This window comes from Pantoea sp. VS1 (assembly GCF_002207995.1).
Lineage (GTDB): Bacteria > Pseudomonadota > Gammaproteobacteria > Enterobacterales > Enterobacteriaceae > Pantoea > Pantoea dispersa.
Genome location: NZ_NHZE01000005.1, coordinates 203,012 through 223,108 on the forward strand (window position 1 = coordinate 203,012; position 20,097 = coordinate 223,108).

The following is a 20,097-nucleotide window of genomic DNA, read 5'->3' on the forward strand; positions in this document are numbered from 1 at the left end:
CGCGAGTAATAACGATAACAAATATCATTATCACATTACGTTGCACCGCAACGACGTCGAACAGTGAAGGTTTAGAACGCTATGCGCCAGATCCGTGCATTAGCAGGCTCAGGGATTCTGCTTTTGCTCCTCATGGCGCTCAGTCTGATGCTGGGTGCCAAATCAATACCGCTTTCCGATGTGTATCACGCTCTCACCGCCTCCTGCTCCAGCGCGGAGTGCATCATCGTGCGCGATGCGCGCCTGCCGCGCACGCTGGCCGGTCTGCTGGCGGGTGTGGCGCTGGGGCTGGCGGGCGCGCTGATGCAGAGCCTGACGCGTAATCCGCTGGCCGAGCCGGGCATTCTGGGCGTGAACGCCGGTGCCGGTTTTGCCATCGTGCTCGGCATCGCGCTGCTGGGAGCAGACTCCCCGCTGCAGTGGCTGACGCTGGCCTTCAGCGGCGCGCTGCTGGCGGCGCTGCTGATGACGGTGATTGGCGCGATGGGCGGCGGGCGCGTCAATCCGGTGCGTCTGACGCTGGCGGGCGTGGCGCTGGCTGCGGTGCTGGAGGGCTTAACCTCCGGCCTGTCGCTGCTCAATCCGGACATTTACGATCACCTGCGCTTCTGGCAAAGCGGCTCGCTGGATATCCGCGATTTCAGCGTGTTGCGCATCCTGAGCCCGGCGGTGCTGGCCGGTGCGGCGCTGGCGCTGGGGCTGGCGCAATCGCTGAACAGCCTGAGCATGGGCGGCGATATGGCGGCGGCGCTGGGCACGCGCGTGGTGCGCACCCAACTGCTGGGCCTGCTGGCGATTGCCTTACTGAGCGGCGCGGCGACCGCCGCCGTCGGGCCGATCGCTTTTATCGGCCTGATGACGCCGCATTTTGCCCGCTGGCTGGTGGGCAACGATCACCGCTGGCTGCTGCCGGCGACGGCGCTGATCACCCCGGCGCTGCTGCTGGCGGCGGATATTCTGGGGCGGATGATGGTGGCAGGGGAACTGCGTGTCTCAATAGTGACCGCCATCCTTGGCGCGCCGATGCTGATTTTGCTGGTACGGCGCCAGCGCGGGCGAGGTGGACTATGACGCGGCGCGCCTGGTTGCATGGCGGCTGGCTGCTATTAGCGTGTGCGCTGCTGACGTGGCTGGCGCTGACGCGCGGTGCGCTGCCGATTACGGCGGAGCAGGTGTGGCAGGCGCTGCGCGGGCAGGGAGCGGCCAACGTGCAGCTGATTGTGGTGGAGTGGCGGCTGCCGCGCGTGCTGATGGCGCTGCTGATCGGTGCGGCGCTGGGTGTCAGCGGGGCAATTTTTCAGTCGCTGCTGCGTAACCCGCTCGGCAGCCCGGACATTCTCGGCTTCAATACCGGGGCTTATAGCGGTGTGCTGGTGGCGCTGGTGCTGTTCAATCAAAGTATTACCGCGATGACCGGGGCCGCGCTGATCGGCGGTATCGCGACGGCTGCGCTGGTGTATCTGTTTGCCTGGCGCAACGGGGTGGAAACGTTTCGGTTAATCATCGTGGGCATCAGCGTGCGCGCGCTGCTGATGGCGCTCAATGCCTGGCTGATTATCAGCGCTTCGCTGGAGTCGGCGCTCAGCGCCGGGCTGTGGAGCGCCGGCTCGCTCAACGGCATCACCTGGGCGAAAACGCCGCCGGTGGTGACGGTGCTGCTGCTGTCGCTGCTGCTGGTGGCGCTGTTAACGCGGCGCATGCGTCTGCTGGAGATGGGCGACGACACCGCCTGCGCGCTCGGCGTGCCGGTGGAGCGCAGCCGCCTGTGGCTGATGCTGCTGGGCGTGCTGCTGACCGCGGCCTCCACCGCGCTGGCGGGGCCGATCTCGTTCGTGGCGCTGCTGGCCCCGCAGATTGCGCGCCGGCTGAGCGGCGGGGAAAAAGGCGCATTATGGCTGGCGGCGCTGTGCGGCGCGCTGCTGTTGTGCGCCGCCGATTATGCCGCGCAGCATCTGTTCCTGCCTTATCAACTGCCGGTTGGCGTGATTACCGTCAGCCTGGGCGGACTCTATCTGATTGCGTTACTGGTGCGGGAGGCGCGACGCCAATGATCGATATTCCTTCACGGCTGTATGGCGAAGGCCTGACGCTGGGTTATGACAAAAAAGTGGTGGCGGAAAATCTGTCGGTGGCGATTCCGCAAGGGGAGCTGACCGTGATTATCGGCCCTAACGCCTGCGGTAAATCCACCCTGCTGCGTACTCTCAGCCGCCTGCAGGCACCGCTGAAAGGCGACGTGCTGCTGGACGGCGAGGCGATTGCACGTTATCCCACCAAAGAAGTGGCGCGCCGTCTTGGCCTGCTGCCGCAGAGTTCAAACGCACCGGCGGGCATCAGCGTGAGCGAGCTGGTGGCGCGCGGACGTTATCCGCATCAGTCACTGTTTGGCCGCTGGCGCGCGGAGGATGAAGCGGCGGTGCAGCAGGCGATGCTGGCCACCGGCGTGGCGGACCTGGCGCAACAGGCGGTCGATACCCTGTCCGGCGGGCAGCGTCAGCGCGTATGGATCGCCATGGTGCTGGCGCAGCAGACGCCGCTGCTGCTGCTGGATGAGCCCACCACCTGGCTGGATATTACCCACCAGATTGAGCTGCTTGAGCTGATGCAGACGCTCAACCAGCAGCATGGCCGCACGCTGGTGGTGGTGCTGCACGACCTTAATCACGCCTGCCGCTACGCCACCCATCTGATCGCCATGCGTCACGGGAAGATCATTGCCGAGGGCAAGCCTGGCGAGATTGTGACGCCAGCACTGATTGAGCAGGTGTACGGATTACGCTGTGTGATTGTTGAGGATCCGGTGGCGCATACGCCAATGATTGTGCCGCTGGGGCGCGGGCGCTAAGGCGGGAAAGGGGCTGTGGTGTAAACGTTTTCTGCCATACGGTTCCCTCTCCCGCCGGGAGAGGGTTAGGGCAAAACCGCTACGCCAGCAACTGCTGCAACAGCGGCCCGATCTGCTCAAACATGCGAGGCGAGATAATCTCGACGTGGGCGCAATCCATCGGCCACACCGTCAGCTCACCGACATAGGGCGCCCAGGCGCGGCGCGCATCCTGGCCTGGCTGCTGCGTCTGTTCGGCGAGGAACAGCGTAGCGCGGCCGCCGAAGCGTGCGCTGCGCGCCGTGGCCAGCAGACGCACCGAGCTGGCGTAGTTGGCTTCGATGGTATCGAACATGGCCTGCATCTCTTCACCGGCCTGATGGCGCTGCGCGGCGATAAACTGTTCGCGCTCGCGATTCACCTCCTCCAGCACCGCCGGATCCAGCACATTCTCGCCGCGCTTCTCATCCCAGTTCTGCGTTTCCGGCGGCCAGGTGTCGAGCAGGCCAAGGAAGGCGACTTCTTCACCCGCCGCTTCCAGCCGGGCAGCAATGCCCTGCGCCAGCGTACCGCCCAGCGAGTAGCCGAGGAAATAGTAGGGCCCGTGCGGTTGCACCTCGCGCAGCGTGCGCAAATGCGCCTCACAGACCTCATTGAGGTGCGCGCTCTGATTCAGCGGTCCCTGAGTATCAGGCGACTGAATGCCGACCAGTGACCAGCGTGGGTCAAGGTAACGCTGCAGCACGCTGAACTGCCAGGCGAAGCCGGACGCCGGGTGGAAGCAGAACAGCGTCGGTCCGCTGCCTTTACGCAGCGGCAGCACCGCTTCAAAGCCCGCCTGCTGATGGGATTGTCCATCGCTCAGCAGCGTCGCCAGTTTTTCCACCGTCGGGGCAATCATGATCTGCCCAACCGAGACCGGCAGCTGGAGCTCGCGGCGCAGCTGCGCGGCCAGGCGCATCGCCAGCAGCGAATGGCCACCGAGCGCAAAGAAATCATCCTGCGCACCGATCGTGTCGCAGGCCAGCAGGCGGCAGAACGCTGCGGCCAGCGTGCTCTCTAAACCGGGCAGTGGCGCTCGCCCCTGGCGCTGCGTGGTGCTCTGCGGCAGCGGCAGCGCTTTGCGATCCAGTTTGCCGTTGCTGCTGAGCGGCAGCGCCTCCAGCTGGACGATGGCCACCGGCACCATGTGTGCCGGTAGCTGCTGTGCCAGCGCCTGACGCAGCGCATCGCCATCCACCGGCTGAGGCGCCACCACGTAGCCCACCAGCTGACGCGCATCGCCCTGTGCCGCCGCACTGCCCAGCACCACCGCATGCGTCACCGCCTGCTCAATGCCGGGCTGGGCGCACAGCGCATGATCGATCTCGTTCAGCTCAATGCGCTGACCGCGGATCTTCAGCTGGTCATCGCTGCGTCCGAGATACTCCACCGCACCGTTGTCCAGCCAGCGCGCTACGTCGCCGGTCAGGTACATGCGCTCGCCAGCGGCGTACGGGTCGGCGATAAAGCGGCTGGCGGTCAGCTCCGGCCGGTTGAGATAGCCGTGCGCCAGCTGAATGCCGGTAAGATAGAGATCGCCGGCCACGCCCGGCGGCACCGGCTGCATTTGCGCATCAAGAATGCGCAGGCCGGTGTTCCACACCGGGAAGCCGATCGGTACGCTCGGGCCATCGACGGCTGCCAGCGCCGCGCCATACGCCGGATACCAGCTGACATCAACGGCCGCTTCGGTCGGCCCATACAGATTGTGCAGCGGCACGCGGGTCAATGTTTCCCAGCTGCGCGACAGATCGGTGGGCAATGCTTCACCGCTGCAGAACACGTTGCGCAGGCTGGCGCAGCACGCTATCGCGGCCGGGTGGTCGAGCGCCGCGACAAAGGCCGCCAGCATCGAGGGTACGAAATGCGTGGTGGTGACTTTGTAGCGGGCAAACAGTTGCTGTAAGGCTTCCGGATCGCGGTGTGCATCCGGCGGCGCCATCACCAGCTGCGCGCCGACCAGCAGCGGCCAGAAGAACTCCCACACCGAGACATCAAAGCTGCTCGGTGTTTTCTGCAGCACCACGTCATCCGCCTGCAGCGGATAACGATCCTGCATCCACAGCAGGCGATTAACGATCGCCTGATGGCCGACCAGCACGCCTTTCGGCCGGCCGGTAGAGCCGGAGGTATAGATGATGTACGCGCCATCCTGCGGCGTCGGCGCGCTGGCCGGGGCCGGTGCATGTTCGGCATTATACAGGGTGTCAAAGTGCAGCTGACTGACCGGCGCGATGGCGCGGAAGCGGGCACTGAGTGCGGCAGCGGTAATCAGCGTTTTGGGCGCGGCGTCTTCCAGCATCAGCTGTAGCCGCTCGTCAGGATAGCCGGTATCCAGCGGCAGATAAGCGGCCCCGAGCGTCACAATCGCCTGCAGCGCCAGCGACAGCTGCACTGAACGCGGCAGCGCCACGGCGACGATATCACCCCGCTGCACGCCGGCCGCACTGAGATCGGCCGCCAGCGCGAATACCTGCTGCTGCATCTGGCGATAGTTCAGCTGGTGCTGCGCATCGGCCAGCGCCGGTGCGTCCGGCGTGCGCTGCGCCTGCTGCGCCAGCAGCGACGCCAGGGTTTCCGCCGGCAGCGGATGGGCGGTCTGATTGATGGCCGCAATCTGCTGCTGCTCCGCTGGCGTCAGCAGATCGAGCTCGCCCAGCGCGCGCTGCGGCTGCGCGGCCAGCTGGCTGAGCAGCAGGGCAAAGCGGCTGGCATGGCGCTGCAGCGTCTCGGCAGCATAGCGCTGCGCGTTCGCCAGCAGCTCCAGCGTCAGATCGCCGTGCTCGCTGAGGTAAATCGCGATTTCCAGGTCGCGCACCGGGCCGGAGGCCAGCTGATGCGTGATGCCTTCAATGCCAGCGAAATCAAGCTGGTAGTCAAACATCTTCAGGTTGATCACCGGGCCATACAGCGGATCGCTATCGCCGAGGCGGCCGAGATCGCGCTGCACCTGTTCAGCATCGTAGCGCTGATGACGGCGCATTTTTTTCACTTCCGCGGCCAGCTGAGCGGCGAGATCGCCGAGCGTTTGTCCCGGCTGATAGTGCACCGCCATCGGCAGCACGTTGATCACCGGACCGGTGGCGCACAGCGCGGCGGAGCCGATGCGGCGCATGAAGATGAAGCCAGCAGCAAAATCATTTTGTCCGCTGAGACGAGCCAGCCACAGCGCTACCAGCGCAAAGGCCAGATCGGCGGCGCTGTGCTGTGGATGCTGGCTGGTCAGCGTCTGGAAGCGGTGACGATCCAGCGTAACGCTGTGACGCAGCAGATCGGTGCTGGCGCTCTGACCGGCCAGCGGCAGCGGCGACAGCGAGGCGGGCGCGGGCAGGGCGCGGCCTTTTTCGCGCCAGAATTCGCCGTCACGTGTGTAAGACGCCGATTGCTGATAGCGCTGATACTCGTCAACCACGGCGCTGAACGGAATAAACGGTGTCGGCTCAGGCGGCTGCTGCTGTACGGCGGCGCTGTACAGATTGGCGATGCGGCGCGTGAGCGCGGTAAAGCTAAAGCCATCCACCACCAGATGGTGATAGCGCTGATACCAGAACCAGTGCTGCTCGCCGAGGCGGAACAGACGATGGTGCCACAGCGGTGCGCCGCTCAGCACGCGCAGGTCACCCTGCATATCGGCACGCATCAGGGCGCGCGCGGCGGCAGCGGCATCCGCTTCGCTGCGCAGATCAACGATGTCTGGCAGGCTGAAGGTCTGCGGCTGCGGCCACTGCAGCGGCTCGCCGTCGATTTCGCCGAACGCCATATTCAGGGTATCGGCTTCCTGCATGCCGTCGACGATGGCCTGCGCCAGCAGCGCACTGTTGATGTCGCCGCGCAGTTCGACAAAGTGCGCGACCGCGTAAGCGTTGTGATGGCGGCTGAGCTGGTCGGCGATCCAGATGCCAGGCTGCGCCGCCACCAGCGGCAGAGTTTGTTGGTCAATCATAGTGTCGTTCATCAGAGAATTTACTGTCGCTCCGGTTCACGTCTGGCGTGATGAATGAATTTGGATTGCGCCACAAAGCTTGCAGACCGTCGAGCAGGCCACCGCGCCAGCACAGCGCGTCATGCCCGCCCTCTACCGGCTGGTAATGCACCTGATAGCCGGCAGCGGTAAGTTGTTGTTGTAATTGTTGATTGGCTTGCAGAATCAGGCCTTCACGCTGGCCTGCCTCCAGCCAGAAACGCAGCGGCTGGCGAGGTGCCAGGCCATGGTCCAGCGCCTGCAGCAGCCAGCCATGCGGGTTACCGCGCTCCGGCCACCAGAAGGAGCCGGACAGGCTGAGCGCATTACCAAAGGTGTGGGGAAAGTGCAGTGCGGCAAACACCGCGGCCAGACCGCCGAAGCTTTGTCCGGCGACCAGCGTGCGCGCCGGCTGCGCATCGTACGGCATCCAGCGTGCCACCTGCGGCAACAGCTCCTGCTGCACCGCCTGCCAGAATTGCGGATTGCATGGCAGCTCGCGGCTGCGGTGTTCGCGATCGATGATGTCGATAAACAGGTAGACCGCCGGCGGCAGCTTGCCCGCGGCGGTCAGCTGCTGCAGCGGGCCGGCGATCGGCATCTGCTGCGCCCAGAACTGACCATCGAGCAGTATCGCCAGCGGACGCGGGCCGTGCTGCGCCTCGCCTGTGGCGTACAGCCACACCCGGCGACGATTGCCGAGCAGCGCGCTGTCCCACTGCTGCACCTGCAGCGTCAGCGCCGGGGCGCGGCCCTCATCCACCGCACGCCACACCTGCTGGTCGGGCGCGTCAGGCAGGTGCAGCGGTGACACGCCCATGCCGCGCCCGCCGGACCAGCTGCGCAGCGGATTGAGCGCATCGGCCTGCGCGGCAGGGAATTTTTCGCGCCACCAGTGGCGCAGCGCATGCATGTCAGGCTCGCCGCTGAAATCGCTGGCCTGCCGATCCGGCATCAGGCAGTAGCTGCCGCGCCAGTGTGACGGCAGCACGGTTTGCCAGTACCAGACATCGCTACTGGCGACGCGCATCAGCGATTGCGGCGGGCGCCGCTGGTGGTGATCGGTCACGCCGGTGATGTTGATCCACACGCGCTGGGTGTGGGAGGTGGTTTCACTGCCTTGCGGATCGCGCCAGAAGAAGGTCACCAGACAGGTGCCATCCTGCTGCGGCTCAATGCGCGGAATGCCCTGAGTCTGTTGCTCCTGCCACCAGGCTTCGCTACCAATTCCATCATTTCGCCAGGTCATAGGGGCTGCCAGTCGCCGTCTGTACGGGGAGGTTTACATAGGATTGATAAATAATACTATTGATAATTATTTGCATTTGCAATAGGGTGACTGCGCTCAAAATGAGCACGCACGTTCCGTCTGGCACCCGGTAAGTCATGGGATTCAGCAAAGGATGGCCCTGCCAGGTGTGAACGGCTGCGCGATAAAGACAGGGATCTTCTCACCGGCTCGCCAGTCACTCCGCTGTGGCGCAGAACTGGCCTTCCAGGAATGAAAAAAAATGAAGCATTACTCGCGGTTAACCTTCGCTATTTTGATCGAACTGGGGCTCAGCGCCTCACTGCTCTCCGGCAGCGCCTGGGCAGCAGAGACTTCCAGCAAGACGACTTCCAGCAACGCCTCTTCTCCCGACGCCAGCGCGATGGACGGTGGCACCTTAATGGTGACGGCCCAGCAGCAGACGCTGCAGGCACCGGGGGTTTCCACCATCACCGCCGATGAGATCAAAAAGCATCCGCCGGCGCGCGATGTTTCAGAAATTATCCGTACCATGCCGGGGGTTAACCTGACCGGTAACTCGACCAGCGGCCAGCGCGGCAACAACCGTCAGATCGATATTCGCGGCATGGGACCGGAAAATACCCTGATCATGGTGGACGGTATGCCGATCACCAGCCGTAACTCGGTGCGTCTTGGCTGGCGCGGTGAGCGTGATACGCGCGGCGATACCAACTGGGTGCCGCCGGAGATGATTGATCACATCGACGTGATTCGCGGGCCGGCCGCGGTGCGCTACGGCAACGGCGCGGCGGGCGGTGTGGTGAACATCATCACCAAAAAGTACAGCGATCAGCAGTGGCACGGTTCGTGGAATACCTACTTCAACGCGCCGGAACACAAATCGGAAGGGGCGACCAAACGCACCAACTTCAGCCTTGAAGGGCCGCTGGGCGACGACTTCAACTTCCGGCTTTATGGCGGTTTAGCCAAAACCCAGGCCGACGCGTACGACATCAATGAAGGGCACGCGGCAGCGCGCACCGGCAGCTATGCCGGCAGCTACCCGGCAGGCCGCGAAGGTTCGGTTAACAAAGATATCAATGCGTTGCTGAGCTGGGCGTTTGCCCCCATGCAGACGCTGGAACTGCAGGCCGGTTACAGTCGTCAGGGCAACCTGTACGCGGGCGATACGCAGAACACCAACACTAACGCGCTGGTGAAAAGCCTGTACGGCGATGAAACCAACCGTCTGTATCGCCAGAATATTTCACTGAAATGGACCGGCGCGTGGGACAACGGCATCAGCACCAGCAGCTGGGCGCGCTACGAGAAAACCCGCAATACGCGCATTAATGAAGGTCTGGCGGGCGGCACGGAAGGGATCTTCTCCAACAGCGGGTTCAATACCATTCAGCTGGACGATGTGCTGCTGCACAGTGAAATCAGCCTGCCGTTTGAGCTGGGCGTCAATCAGACCGCAACGCTGGGCACCGAATGGAACCAGCAGCGCATGAAAGATCCTTCGTCGACCACCCAGGCTGCCAGCAACGGCGCTGTTCCAGGCATCGCCAGCACCGGCCGCAGTCCTTATGCCCAGGCGGAGATTTTCTCCCTGTTTGCCGAAGACAACATGGAGCTGACCGACAGCACCATGCTGACGCCGGCGCTGCGCTTCGATCATCACTCCATCGTTGGCAACAACTGGAGCCCGTCGCTTAACCTGTCACAGGGGCTGGGCGATGACTTCACGCTGAAGATGGGGATTGGCCGGGCCTACAAAGCGCCGAGTCTGTACCAGACGAACCCGAACTACCTGCTGTACAGCAACGGGCAGGGCTGCGCCGCCAGCACCGGCGCCTGCTATTTGCAGGGTAATCCGGATCTGAAAGCGGAAAACAGCATCAATAAAGAAGTTGGGCTGGAGTGGAAGCATGAAGGTTATCAGGCAGGTCTGACCTGGTTCCGTAACGATTACCGCAACAAGATTGAAGCCGGCTATGCGCCTTCAGGTAAAGCCTCTAACGGCACCACGGACATCTATCGCTGGGAGAACGTGCCGAAAGCGGTGGTGGAAGGGCTGGAAGGTACGGTCAATGTTCCTTTCTCTGACAGCGTGATGTGGAATAACAACTTCACCTACATGCTGCAGAGCAAGAACAAGGAGACCGGCGATCGTCTGTCGATCATTCCGGAGTATACGCTGAACTCGACGCTGAGCTGGCAGGCAACGCAGGATCTGTCGCTGCAAACCACCCTGACGTGGTACGGCACCCAGACGCCGAAGAAGTACGACTACAAAGGACAGCCGGTGACCGGCAGCGCCACCGACAAAGTGAGCCCGTACTCGATTGTCGGCCTGAGCGGTACTTACGATATTAATAAGTACGCCAGCGTGACGCTGGGCATCGATAACCTGTTCGATAAGCGCCACTTCCGTGAGGGCAATGCGCAAACCACCGGTAATGCTACCACCGGCGCTTATCTCTACGGTGCCGGTGCCAATACCTATAACGAATCAGGCCGTACTTACTATATGAGCCTCAACACCCACTTCTGATGGCGTTCAGCCAATCAGTTGCGTTGGCAAACAGCAGCGGGCGACCAGTCCGCTGCTGTCTTCGCGGTTGACCAGTTCCAGTTTGCCGCGATGCATCTGCACAATACGCAGCACAATGTTCAGGCCCAGGCCGCTGCCGCCATAGCGTTGATCGCGCCGCCGGAACGCCTGCGTCAGCTCTTCTGCCGCATCGGCATCAATACCCGGCCCCTGATCCCACACTTCAACCCAGACCTGCTGTTGCACCTGACGCAGCTTCACCTGCACGCTGCTGCCTTCCGGACTGTAGCGCGACGCGTTCTCCAGCAAATTGCGCAGCATCAGGCGCAGCAGCACCGCTTCACCCTGCTGCGGCACATCGTCGCCGTCTGGCCAGTGCAGCGTCTGCTGACGCTGGGCATACAGTTCAGCCATCTCCGGCATTAGCGGCTGCATGATGTCACGCTGCCACTGTAGTTGCTGATAGTGGCCGCCCGCCAGCGCCTGACCGGCGCGCGACAGCATCAGCAGCTGTTCGACGGTGTGCATCAACTGGTCGATACGCTCAATCAGCATGGCGCTTTGTGGCACCTGCTGCTGATGCAGAAGCTCAAGATGCAGGCGCAGCCCGGCCAGCGGCGTACGCAGCTCGTGCGCGGCGTCGGCGGTGAATAATCGCTCCTGCTGCAGCGTGTGGTCGAGACGGGAAAACAGCTGGTTGATGGAGGAGGTGACCGCAACGATCTCATCCATCTCGGAGTAAATCGGCAGCGGCGTCAGGTTGTCGGCAGAGCGGTGGGCAAGGCTGTCCTGTAGCGATTTGAGCGGACGGATAATCCAGTTGATGGCCCAGAACGACAGCAGCAGCGTCAGGCTTACCATCACCAGCGAAGGCAGCAACAGCGAGGCGATGGCTTCACGGATCTCATTCTCCACGCGATCGTTACGCGCCTGGGCCGACAGGGTTTCGTTGACGAGGAAACTGATCTGTTCGCGGCTTTCGTGCCACAGCCAGATGGCACTCATCACCTGGCAGGTGAGGAGAATCAGCGCCAGCATGATCAGTAACCGCTGACGCATGCTGTTCATTCGCGCAGTTCCAGCCGGTAGCCAACGCCGCGCACGGTTTTGATGCGATCTTTCCCCAGCTTGCGGCGCAGATTATGAATGTGGACTTCTAAAGTGTTGGAGCCGGGATCGTCGTTCCAGCTGTAGAGATCCTGCTGCAGCGTTTCGCGATGCACATTCTGCCCCACGCGCATCAGCAGGCGGGTGAGCAGGGCGAACTCTTTGGGGGTGATCTCCAGCGGCAGATTCTCCAGCAGTACCTGCTGCGAGCTGAGATTGAGCGTCAGATCGCCCTGCTGCAGCAGGTTGTCGCTGTGCCCCTGATAGCGGCGGATCAGCGCGCGCACCCGCGCCTGCAGTTCTGCAAGCGCAAACGGCTTGACCAGGTAATCATCGGCACCGGCGTCCAGCCCGTCGACGCGATCCTCCAGCGCATCGCGCGCGGTCAGGATCAGCACCGGCACCGCGATGCCGCCGCGCCGCCACTGGCGCAGCAGCGTGGCGCCATCGCGATCCGGCAGACCGAGATCCAGCACGATCAGGCTGTACTGGCTGCTGCGCAGCAGGGCGTTGCTTTCCGCCGCGCTGCCAGCGCAATCCACGGCGTAGCCCTCGCTGCTCAGCGCCTGCGCCAGGCCCGATTGTAATAACGCATCATCTTCAACGATCAACAGTTTCATTAGTTGTTCTTGTTAATGTCGGTATAGAGGCGGCTCTCAAAGCGCACCAGCGGAATCCGCCGCGTTTTCTGGTCTTCCGGCGGTACCGCATAGCCAGAGAGGAACTGGACAAAGGCCACGCGCGCACCGCTCGACGTGGTGATGAACCCAGCCAGATTATAGACGCCCTGCAGCGAACCGGTTTTTGCCGACACTTTGCCATCCAGCCCCGCTTCGTGCAGACCGCCGCGATACTGCAGCGTGCCGTCATAACCTGCCAGCGGCAGCATCGAAATATAATTCAGCGTGGCGTCATTTTTGGCGATGAACTGCAGCACCTGCATCATGGTATCCGGCGCGATCAGGTCGTGACGCGACAGGCCGGAACCATCCACCTGAATACTGTTGCCGAGGTCGACGCCGGCTTTTTCGCGCAGCACACGCCTGACCGCATCCGAACCGGCGCGGAAGGTGCCCGGCACGTTAAAGTAGTGATGGCCGATGGTGCGGAACACGGTATCAGCGATCATGTTGTCTGACTTTTTCAGCATGGTGTGCAGCAGGTTGTGCAGCGGTGCGGACTGCGTCGAGGCCAGCACCGTGCCCGGTGACGTCACCTGCGTCTGGCGCACTAAATGGCCGCTGTAATCAATATCGGCGTCGCGCAGCTGCGCTTTAAGGATCTCGCCGGCCCACGCGGCGCCATCCTGCACGGCAAATGCCAGGGGCAGCGGTTCCGCACGCTGGCGCATACAGCCGGTCAGCGTGTAGCGATTGAGCTCGCCGGGCACCACGTCCAGTTCGCAATACTGCCCGTCACCGCTGTTGCGTCCGATCGTGCGCACCTGGCTGAACATGTGCGCCGGATAGTAAGAGGCGATGCGCACAAAGGCGTTTTCGCCGGGCGTATTGGCACTGTAGAGCGAAACCGAGAAGCAGTTTTTATCAACAATCGCCGCACCTGGCGGGGCGCTGAAGCACTGTGTCAGATCGTTCCACGGCCAGCCTGGCGCCATATCGTGACTGGCGAACACCGAGGTGTCGATCACCAGATTGCCTTTGATATGGTTGATGCCCTGCTTTTTCAGCGCCGCCACCATATTGCGCAGATCCTGGCGGCTGAGCGTCGGATCGCCGGCAAAGCGCGCTACCAGGTCGCCATTTAAGGTGCCATCGCTGACCGCGCCTTTGGTCTCCAGCGTGGTCTGAAAACGGAAGTCCGGGCCCAGCTCCAGCAGTGCCGCCAGCGCGGTGATCACTTTCATGGTACTGGCCGGCAACGCCATCTGTTTGCCGTGATAGTCGATTATCGGGGTGGATGCGCCCACTTTTTGTACCATCAGCGCCAGGTTTGCGCCGTCTGGCAAATACTGCATGTATTCTTCAACGGGTGCTGCTTGTGCCTGCAGCATAAACGCACAGGTTAATCCGGTAACAAGTCGTGAAAATCGCATAATCTCGCGGTAACTGACGGGTGAAGGCGTCAATACTATGTCCCCGGACGGTGCAAAGTAAACAATGACCCACAGGGAACTCTGGGGTAAAATACGTATCAAAATGCAAAACCGATACCTGACCCGGAAAGCTTTCCGGGTCAGGATTCTTTTGCTTGTGAAAAGAGGTTACGCGCCGCAGAAGCCGATCTTCTGCTGTCACCGGTCAGGATGACGCCGTTAACCAGGATAGATGACGAGGAGCCAAAATGAATCAGATTCCGATGACGTTGAAAGGCGCTGAGAAGCTGCGTGAAGAGCTGAACGAACTGAAAACCGTTAAGCGTCCGCGCATCATCGCCTCTATCGCCGAAGCCCGTGAGCACGGCGATCTGAAAGAGAATGCCGAATACCACGCCGCGCGCGAAGAACAGGGGTTCTGCGAAGGGCGTATTCAGGAGATCGAAGCCAAGCTCTCCAATGCACAGGTGATTGACGTGACCGCCATGCCGAAAACCGGCCGCGTGATTTTTGGCGCCACCGTCACCGTGCTGAATGTCGATACCGACGAAGAGTTTACTTACCGGATTGTCGGTGACGACGAAGCGGACTTTAAACAGAACCTGATTTCTGTGAATTCGCCGATGGCGCGCGGTCTGGTGGGCAAAGAGGCCGATGACGTGGCTATTGTTAAAACCCCAGGCGGCGATGTGGAATATGAAGTGCTGAAAGTGGAATACATCTAAGATATTGCTACGCTTTGAAATGCGCAGCTGCATATTGTAAAGAAAGGAAAAAGGCCGCGCTGCGGCCTTTTATCCCATGCAGGAGCATGGCACTTTCTCTGCCCGTCGGACGAGCCGTAACGGTACGCTTAACGTGGCAGAGTAATTTTGCGCTCTTTGGCAGGGCGATACAGCACCAGCACGTTGCCGATGACCTGAACGTTGTTTGCCTTAGTTTCACGCACGATAGCGTCCACGATCAGCTGCTTGGTTTCACGATCTTCCGAGGCAATTTTTACCTTGATCAATTCGTGATGTTCGAGCGCCTGTTCGATCTCGGCGAGCACGCCTTCAGTCAGGCCATTGCCGCCCAGCATGACCACTGGCTTCAGTGGATGGGCAAGGCCTTTCAGGTGCTGTTTTTGTTTGGTACTCAGATTCATCGTATTTTTTGCTTACTCAGGGATTGAAAACGGTTCATTCTACCGCCATCTCGGGTATATCGCCAAATCAACGCGACCCATTGCGTGCTGATTTATCGCTACGATGACGATTTAACTGGAAATATTATGACGGGTAAAAAGCGTTCGGCCAGTTCCAGTCGCTGGCTTCAGGAACACTTTAGCGATAAATATGTGCAACAGGCACAGAAAAAAGGGTTGCGCTCGCGCGCCTGGTTTAAACTGGATGAAATTCAGCAGGGTGACAAGCTGTTCAAACCCGGTATGACCGTGGTTGACCTGGGCGCTGCGCCCGGCGGCTGGTCGCAATATGTGGTACAACAGATTGGTTCGGGTGGCCGTATTATTGCCTGCGATCTGCTGCCGATGGATCCCATCGTTGGCGTTGACTTCCTGCAGGGCGATTTTCGCGACGAAGCGGTGTTGAAAGCGTTACTGGAGCGCGTGGGCGACCAGAAAGTGCAGGTGGTGATGTCGGACATGGCGCCGAACATGAGCGGTACGCCTGCGGTCGATATCCCGCGTTCCATGTATTTAGTTGAACTGGCGTTAGAAATGTGTCGGGATGTACTGGCACCTGGCGGCAGTTTTGTAGTGAAAGTGTTTCAGGGAGATGGCTTCGATGAATACCTGCGGGAAATTCGCTCCCTGTTTACGAAAGTGAAAATTCGTAAGCCGGACGCTTCGCGATCACGTTCGCGCGAAGTGTACATTGTGGCGACAGGGCGCAAACTGTAGCCCTCCATACCGGAATCAAAGCAAGGCGAAACGGCGTTTATTCTGATGCGTAATTCTGAGTTTCAGGCTAAACAGGCAAAATCATCAGCGCCGCGATTCCAGGTATGAAGGATATATAGTACCCTACGCTGTCTGTTAACACCGTTGTAATATGAGGTTAATCCCTTGAGTGACATGGCGAAAAACCTGATTCTCTGGTTAGTCATCGCGGTCGTGCTGATGTCAGTATTCCAGAGCTTTGGGCCCAGCGAGTCGAATGGCCGTAGGGTTGATTATTCAACCTTCCTGTCGGAAGTGAACCAGGATCAGGTCCGCGAGGCACGTATTAACGGGCGTGAGATCAACGTAACCAAAAAAGACAGTAATAAATACACGACCTACATTCCTGTCAACGATCCCAAGTTACTCGATAACCTGTTGACCAAAAACGTCAAAGTTGTGGGTGAACCACCAGAAGAGCCGAGCCTGCTGGCTTCCATCTTCATCTCCTGGTTCCCGATGCTGCTACTGATTGGCGTGTGGATCTTCTTTATGCGGCAGATGCAGGGCGGCGGCGGCAAGGGCGCGATGTCCTTCGGCAAGAGCAAAGCCCGTATGCTGACCGAAGACCAGATCAAAACCACCTTTGCTGACGTTGCGGGTTGCGACGAAGCAAAAGAAGAGGTGGGTGAGCTGGTGGAATACCTGCGTGAGCCGAGCCGCTTCCAGAAGCTGGGCGGTAAAATCCCGAAAGGCGTGCTGATGGTGGGCCCTCCGGGTACCGGTAAAACGCTGCTGGCGAAAGCGATTGCTGGCGAAGCGAAAGTACCGTTCTTCACGATTTCCGGTTCTGACTTCGTAGAAATGTTCGTCGGTGTCGGTGCATCACGTGTGCGCGACATGTTCGAGCAGGCGAAGAAAGCGGCACCGTGCATCATCTTTATCGATGAGATCGATGCGGTGGGTCGTCAGCGTGGTGCCGGTTTAGGCGGTGGTCACGACGAACGTGAGCAGACGCTGAACCAGATGCTGGTTGAGATGGATGGCTTCGAAGGCAATGAAGGCATCATCGTTATCGCCGCGACTAACCGTCCGGACGTACTGGACCCGGCGCTGCTGCGTCCAGGCCGTTTTGACCGCCAGGTGGTGGTAGGTCTGCCAGACGTGCGCGGCCGTGAACAGATTCTGAAAGTGCATATGCGTCGCGTGCCGCTGGCAACCGACATTGATGCCGCGATTATCGCACGTGGTACGCCGGGCTTCTCCGGTGCGGACCTGGCGAACCTGGTCAACGAAGCGGCGCTGTTCGCTGCGCGTGGCAACAAGCGCGTAGTGTCGATGGTCGAGTTCGAGAAAGCGAAAGACAAAATCATGATGGGTGCGGAACGTCGCTCCATGGTGATGACGGAAGCGCAGAAAGAATCCACCGCGTATCACGAAGCGGGCCATGCGATTATTGGTCGCCTGGTGCCGGAACACGATCCGGTGCATAAAGTGACGATTATCCCGCGCGGCCGTGCGCTGGGTGTGACCTTCTTCCTGCCTGAAGGCGACGCGATCAGCGCCAGCCGTCAGAAGCTGGAGAGCCAGATTTCAACGCTGTACGGCGGCCGTCTGGCAGAAGAGATCATCTACGGGGCGGAACACGTTTCTACCGGTGCTTCAAACGACATCAAAGTGGCGACCAACCTGGCGCGCAACATGGTGACGCAGTGGGGCTTCTCGGAAAAACTCGGTCCGCTGCTGTATGCGGAAGAGGACGGTGAAGTGTTCCTCGGCCGTTCAGTGGCGAAAGCCAAACACATGTCGGACGAAACGGCCCGCATCATCGACCAGGAAGTTAAACACCTGATCGACAGCAACTACCAGCGTGCACGCCGTATTCTGGGTGAGAACATGGATATCCTTCACGCGATGAAAGACGCGCTGATGAAGTATGAAACCATCGACGCACCGCAGATCGATGACCTGATGGCGCGCCGCGAAGTGCGTCCGCCAGCAGGCTGGGAAGATCCAGGCAGCAACAACTCTGACAGCAACGGTACGCCAAAGGCGCCACGTCCGGTTGATGAACCGCGTACGCCAAACCCAGGCAACACCATGTCAGAACAGTTCGACAAGTAACAGGCCTGTTCCTAAGCAAAAACCCCGGCTGGTCCGGGGTTTTTTACATTCCACAATCCAGTGATTCCTCAGGGAGATTTTCGCCATGAAGTTGTACGCCCGTGATACCCATCTCGATCTGTCGTTTCCCCATGTGATGGGAATTTTAAATGTCACGCCGGACTCCTTTTCTGATGGCGGAACGCACAACACGCTGGTCGACGCGCTCACGCACACCAACGAGATGGTGAATGCCGGTGCCACGATTATCGATGTGGGCGGCGAATCAACCCGTCCTGGTGCTGATGAAGTCCCGGTGGAAGAGGAACTGGCGCGGGTGATTCCGGTGGTGGAAGCCATTGCGCAGCGCTTTGAAGTGTGGATTTCGGTGGATACGTCAAAAGCAGAAGTGATTCGCGAAGCCGCGCGAGTGGGCGCTCACATCATTAACGATATCCGCTCGCTGTCCGAGCCGGGCGCGTTACAGGCCGCCGCAGAGACCGGTCTGCCGGTATGCCTGATGCACATGCAGGGCGAACCGCGCACCATGCAGCAGGCACCGGAATATCAGCACATCGTAAGCGAAGTGGACGCTTACTTCGCTGCGCAGATTGCGCGCTGTGAAGCGGCCGGCATTAAAAAAGAGCGTCTGCTGCTCGACCCGGGCTTCGGTTTCGGTAAGAATCTCAGCCACAATTATGAGCTGCTGGCGCATCTCAGTGATTTTCACCATCACGGTCTGCCGCTGCTGGTGGGCATGTCGCGTAAGTCGATGATTGGCCAGCTGTTAAACGTCGGCCCGGCACAGCGCCTGACCGGCAGCCTGAGCTGCGCGGTGATCGCCGCCATGCAGGGCGCGCAGATTATTCGCGTGCATGACGTTAAAGAAACTGTCGAAGCGATGCGCATCGTCGAGGCGACACGGAGAGCAAAAGGATAAAGGCATGAGCGATCGTAAATATTTCGGTACGGATGGGATTCGCGGCAAAGTGGGTGAAGCGCCCATTACCCCGGACTTTGTGTTGAAGCTGGGTTTTGCTGCCGGCAAAGTGCTGGCCCGTTCCGGCTCGCGCAAGGTATTGATTGGTAAAGATACACGGATTTCCGGCTATATGCTGGAATCGGCGCTGGAGGCCGGTCTGGCGGCTGCCGGGCTGTCTGCGGCTTTCACCGGCCCGATGCCCACGCCGGCCATTGCCTACCTGACGCGCACTTTCCGCGCCGAGGCGGGCATCGTGATCTCCGCGTCGCACAACCCGTTTGACGACAACGGCATCAAATTCTTCTCTGCCGAAGGCACCAAACTGCCGGACGACGTTGAAGCCGCCATTGAGCTGGAGCTGGAGAAGCCGCTGACCTGCGTCGAGTCCGCTGAGCTGGGCCGTGCCAGCCGCATCGTCGATGCCGCCGGGCGCTACATCGAGTTCTGCAAAGGCACTTTTCCCAGCGAGCTAAGCCTGAACGGGCTGAAGATCGTGGTCGACTGTGCCAACGGCGCGACCTATCACATCGCGCCGAATGTGCTGCGTGAACTGGGTGCGAAGGTGATTGCGATTGGCGTGCAGCCGGACGGCATGAACATCAACAAAGAGTGCGGCGCTACCGATCTGCGTCAACTGCAGCAGCGCGTGCTGGATGAAAAAGCCGATCTCGGCCTGGCCTATGACGGCGACGGCGACCGCATCATGATGGTGGATCACCTTGGACAGAAGGTGGATGGCGACCAGATTCTCTACATCATCGCGCGCGAAGCGCTGCGTCAGGGTCAACTGCGTGGCGGCGTGGTCGGCACGCTGATGAGCAACATGGGGCTGGAGCTGGCGCTGAAACAGCTGGGGATTCCGTTTACCCGTGCCAAAGTGGGCGACCGCTATGTGCTGGAAAAAATGCAGGAGAAGGGCTGGCGCATGGGCGCGGAGAACTCCGGCCACGTGATCCTGCTGGATAAAATCAGCACCGGTGACGGCATCGTAGCAAGTTTGCAAGTACTTACTGCGATTGTGCGCAACCACATGAGTCTGCACGATCTGTGCAGCGGTATGAAGATGCTGCCACAGGTGCTGGTGAATGTGCGTTTCAGCGGCAGCCACGATCCGCTGGAGAGCGACAGCGTCAAAGCGGCTGCCGCAGAGGTGGAAAAAACGCTGGCCGGGCGCGGGCGTGTGCTGTTGCGTAAATCCGGCACCGAGCCGCTGATTCGCGTGATGGTGGAAGGCGAGGATGAGGCGCAGGTAACCGAGCTGGCGCACAAAATTGCCGATGCGGTAAAAGCGGTGTAACCGCGTTACGGGCGGTCAGTTTGCTGCTTTCCGCCTGTAAAATCACCGGGATGGCGCT

The 20,097-nt window shown here is 60.7% G+C and carries 15 protein-coding genes; 9 read left to right on the forward strand and 6 right to left on the reverse strand.

The window, feature by feature from the left end; all coding sequences use genetic code 11:
• Positions 1–81: 81 nt before the first annotated feature.
• Genes fepD through CBW22_RS03345 form a run of 3 tightly spaced genes read left to right on the forward strand, consistent with a single transcriptional unit; the run spans position 82 to position 2,845 of the window.
• The gene (fepD, locus tag CBW22_RS03335; RefSeq protein ID WP_088516023.1) at positions 82–1,071 is read left to right on the forward strand and encodes a Fe(3+)-siderophore ABC transporter permease; all 990 of its coding nucleotides are present in this window, start codon (positions 82–84) and stop codon (positions 1,069–1,071) included.
• Positions 1,068–2,051 carry an iron-enterobactin ABC transporter permease gene (gene fepG / locus CBW22_RS03340; RefSeq protein WP_058759584.1) on the forward strand — a complete coding sequence of 328 codons (984 nt, stop codon included), beginning with the start codon at positions 1,068–1,070 and terminating at the stop codon, positions 2,049–2,051. Before fepD ends, fepG begins: the two co-directional genes overlap by 4 nt.
• The gene (locus CBW22_RS03345; protein ID WP_058780378.1) at positions 2,048–2,845 is read left to right on the forward strand and encodes an ATP-binding cassette domain-containing protein; all 798 of its coding nucleotides are present in this window, start codon (positions 2,048–2,050) and stop codon (positions 2,843–2,845) included. The genes fepG and CBW22_RS03345 overlap by 4 nt, the downstream gene beginning before the upstream one ends.
• A gap of 79 nt (positions 2,846–2,924) precedes the next feature.
• On the opposite strand, the gene CBW22_RS03350 is transcribed toward CBW22_RS03345, so the two are convergent.
• Complete coding sequence (locus tag CBW22_RS03350) at positions 2,925–6,809, reverse strand: enterobactin synthase subunit F (protein ID WP_254919467.1); 3,885 nt, start codon at positions 6,807–6,809, stop codon at positions 2,925–2,927.
• Entirely contained in the window at positions 6,802–8,076 is a 1,275-nt protein-coding gene (gene fes, locus CBW22_RS03355; protein WP_088516025.1) for an enterochelin esterase, read from the reverse strand. The genes CBW22_RS03350 and fes overlap by 8 nt, the downstream gene beginning before the upstream one ends.
• A 262-nt stretch (positions 8,077–8,338) precedes the next feature.
• Between fes and CBW22_RS03360 the strand changes: the two genes are divergently transcribed.
• The gene (locus CBW22_RS03360) at positions 8,339–10,615 is read left to right on the forward strand and encodes a TonB-dependent siderophore receptor (protein ID WP_088516026.1); all 2,277 of its coding nucleotides are present in this window, start codon (positions 8,339–8,341) and stop codon (positions 10,613–10,615) included.
• Positions 10,616–10,621: 6 nt separating this feature from the next.
• Here the strand turns inward: CBW22_RS03360 and pmrB are convergent, their stop codons facing one another.
• From pmrB to dacB, 3 genes are read right to left on the reverse strand one after another with little or no spacing between them, the layout of a single operon-like run.
• Positions 10,622–11,683, reverse strand: coding sequence for a two-component system sensor histidine kinase PmrB (gene pmrB, locus CBW22_RS03365; RefSeq protein WP_058774882.1), 1,062 nt, complete (start codon positions 11,681–11,683; stop codon positions 10,622–10,624).
• Positions 11,680–12,342, reverse strand: coding sequence for a two-component system response regulator PmrA (gene pmrA, locus CBW22_RS03370; protein WP_088516027.1), 663 nt, complete (start codon positions 12,340–12,342; stop codon positions 11,680–11,682). The genes pmrB and pmrA overlap by 4 nt, the downstream gene beginning before the upstream one ends.
• Positions 12,342–13,775 (reverse strand): serine-type D-Ala-D-Ala carboxypeptidase, encoded by a 1,434-nt coding sequence (gene dacB, locus CBW22_RS03375; RefSeq protein ID WP_031279733.1) that lies wholly within the window; start codon positions 13,773–13,775, stop codon positions 12,342–12,344. The genes pmrA and dacB overlap by 1 nt, the downstream gene beginning before the upstream one ends.
• Before the next feature lie 248 nt (positions 13,776–14,023).
• On the opposite strand from dacB, the gene greA reads away from it, so the two are divergent.
• Complete coding sequence (greA, locus tag CBW22_RS03380) at positions 14,024–14,500, forward strand: transcription elongation factor GreA (protein WP_021507709.1); 477 nt, start codon at positions 14,024–14,026, stop codon at positions 14,498–14,500.
• Positions 14,501–14,628: 128 nt separating this feature from the next.
• Here greA and yhbY read toward each other — a convergent pair whose 3' ends face one another.
• Positions 14,629–14,922: a ribosome assembly RNA-binding protein YhbY gene (yhbY, locus tag CBW22_RS03385; protein WP_010617345.1), complete on the reverse strand. Its 294-nt coding sequence runs from the start codon at positions 14,920–14,922 to the stop codon at positions 14,629–14,631.
• A gap of 126 nt (positions 14,923–15,048) precedes the next feature.
• Between yhbY and rlmE the strand changes: the two genes are divergently transcribed.
• The 4 genes from rlmE (at position 15,049) to glmM (ending at position 20,039) form a co-directional block, all read left to right on the forward strand.
• Positions 15,049–15,678, forward strand: coding sequence for a 23S rRNA (uridine(2552)-2'-O)-methyltransferase RlmE (rlmE, locus tag CBW22_RS03390; RefSeq protein WP_021507708.1), 630 nt, complete (start codon positions 15,049–15,051; stop codon positions 15,676–15,678).
• Between the two features lie 174 nt (positions 15,679–15,852).
• A complete protein-coding gene (ftsH, locus tag CBW22_RS03395; protein ID WP_021507707.1) occupies positions 15,853–17,781 on the forward strand; it encodes an ATP-dependent zinc metalloprotease FtsH in 1,929 nt (642 codons plus the stop codon).
• A gap of 85 nt (positions 17,782–17,866) precedes the next feature.
• Positions 17,867–18,700, forward strand: coding sequence for a dihydropteroate synthase (gene folP, locus CBW22_RS03400; RefSeq protein WP_088516028.1), 834 nt, complete (start codon positions 17,867–17,869; stop codon positions 18,698–18,700).
• A gap of 4 nt (positions 18,701–18,704) precedes the next feature.
• Entirely contained in the window at positions 18,705–20,039 is a 1,335-nt protein-coding gene (gene glmM, locus CBW22_RS03405; RefSeq protein WP_021507705.1) for a phosphoglucosamine mutase, read from the forward strand.
• The last annotated feature ends 58 nt before the right edge of the window (positions 20,040–20,097 follow it).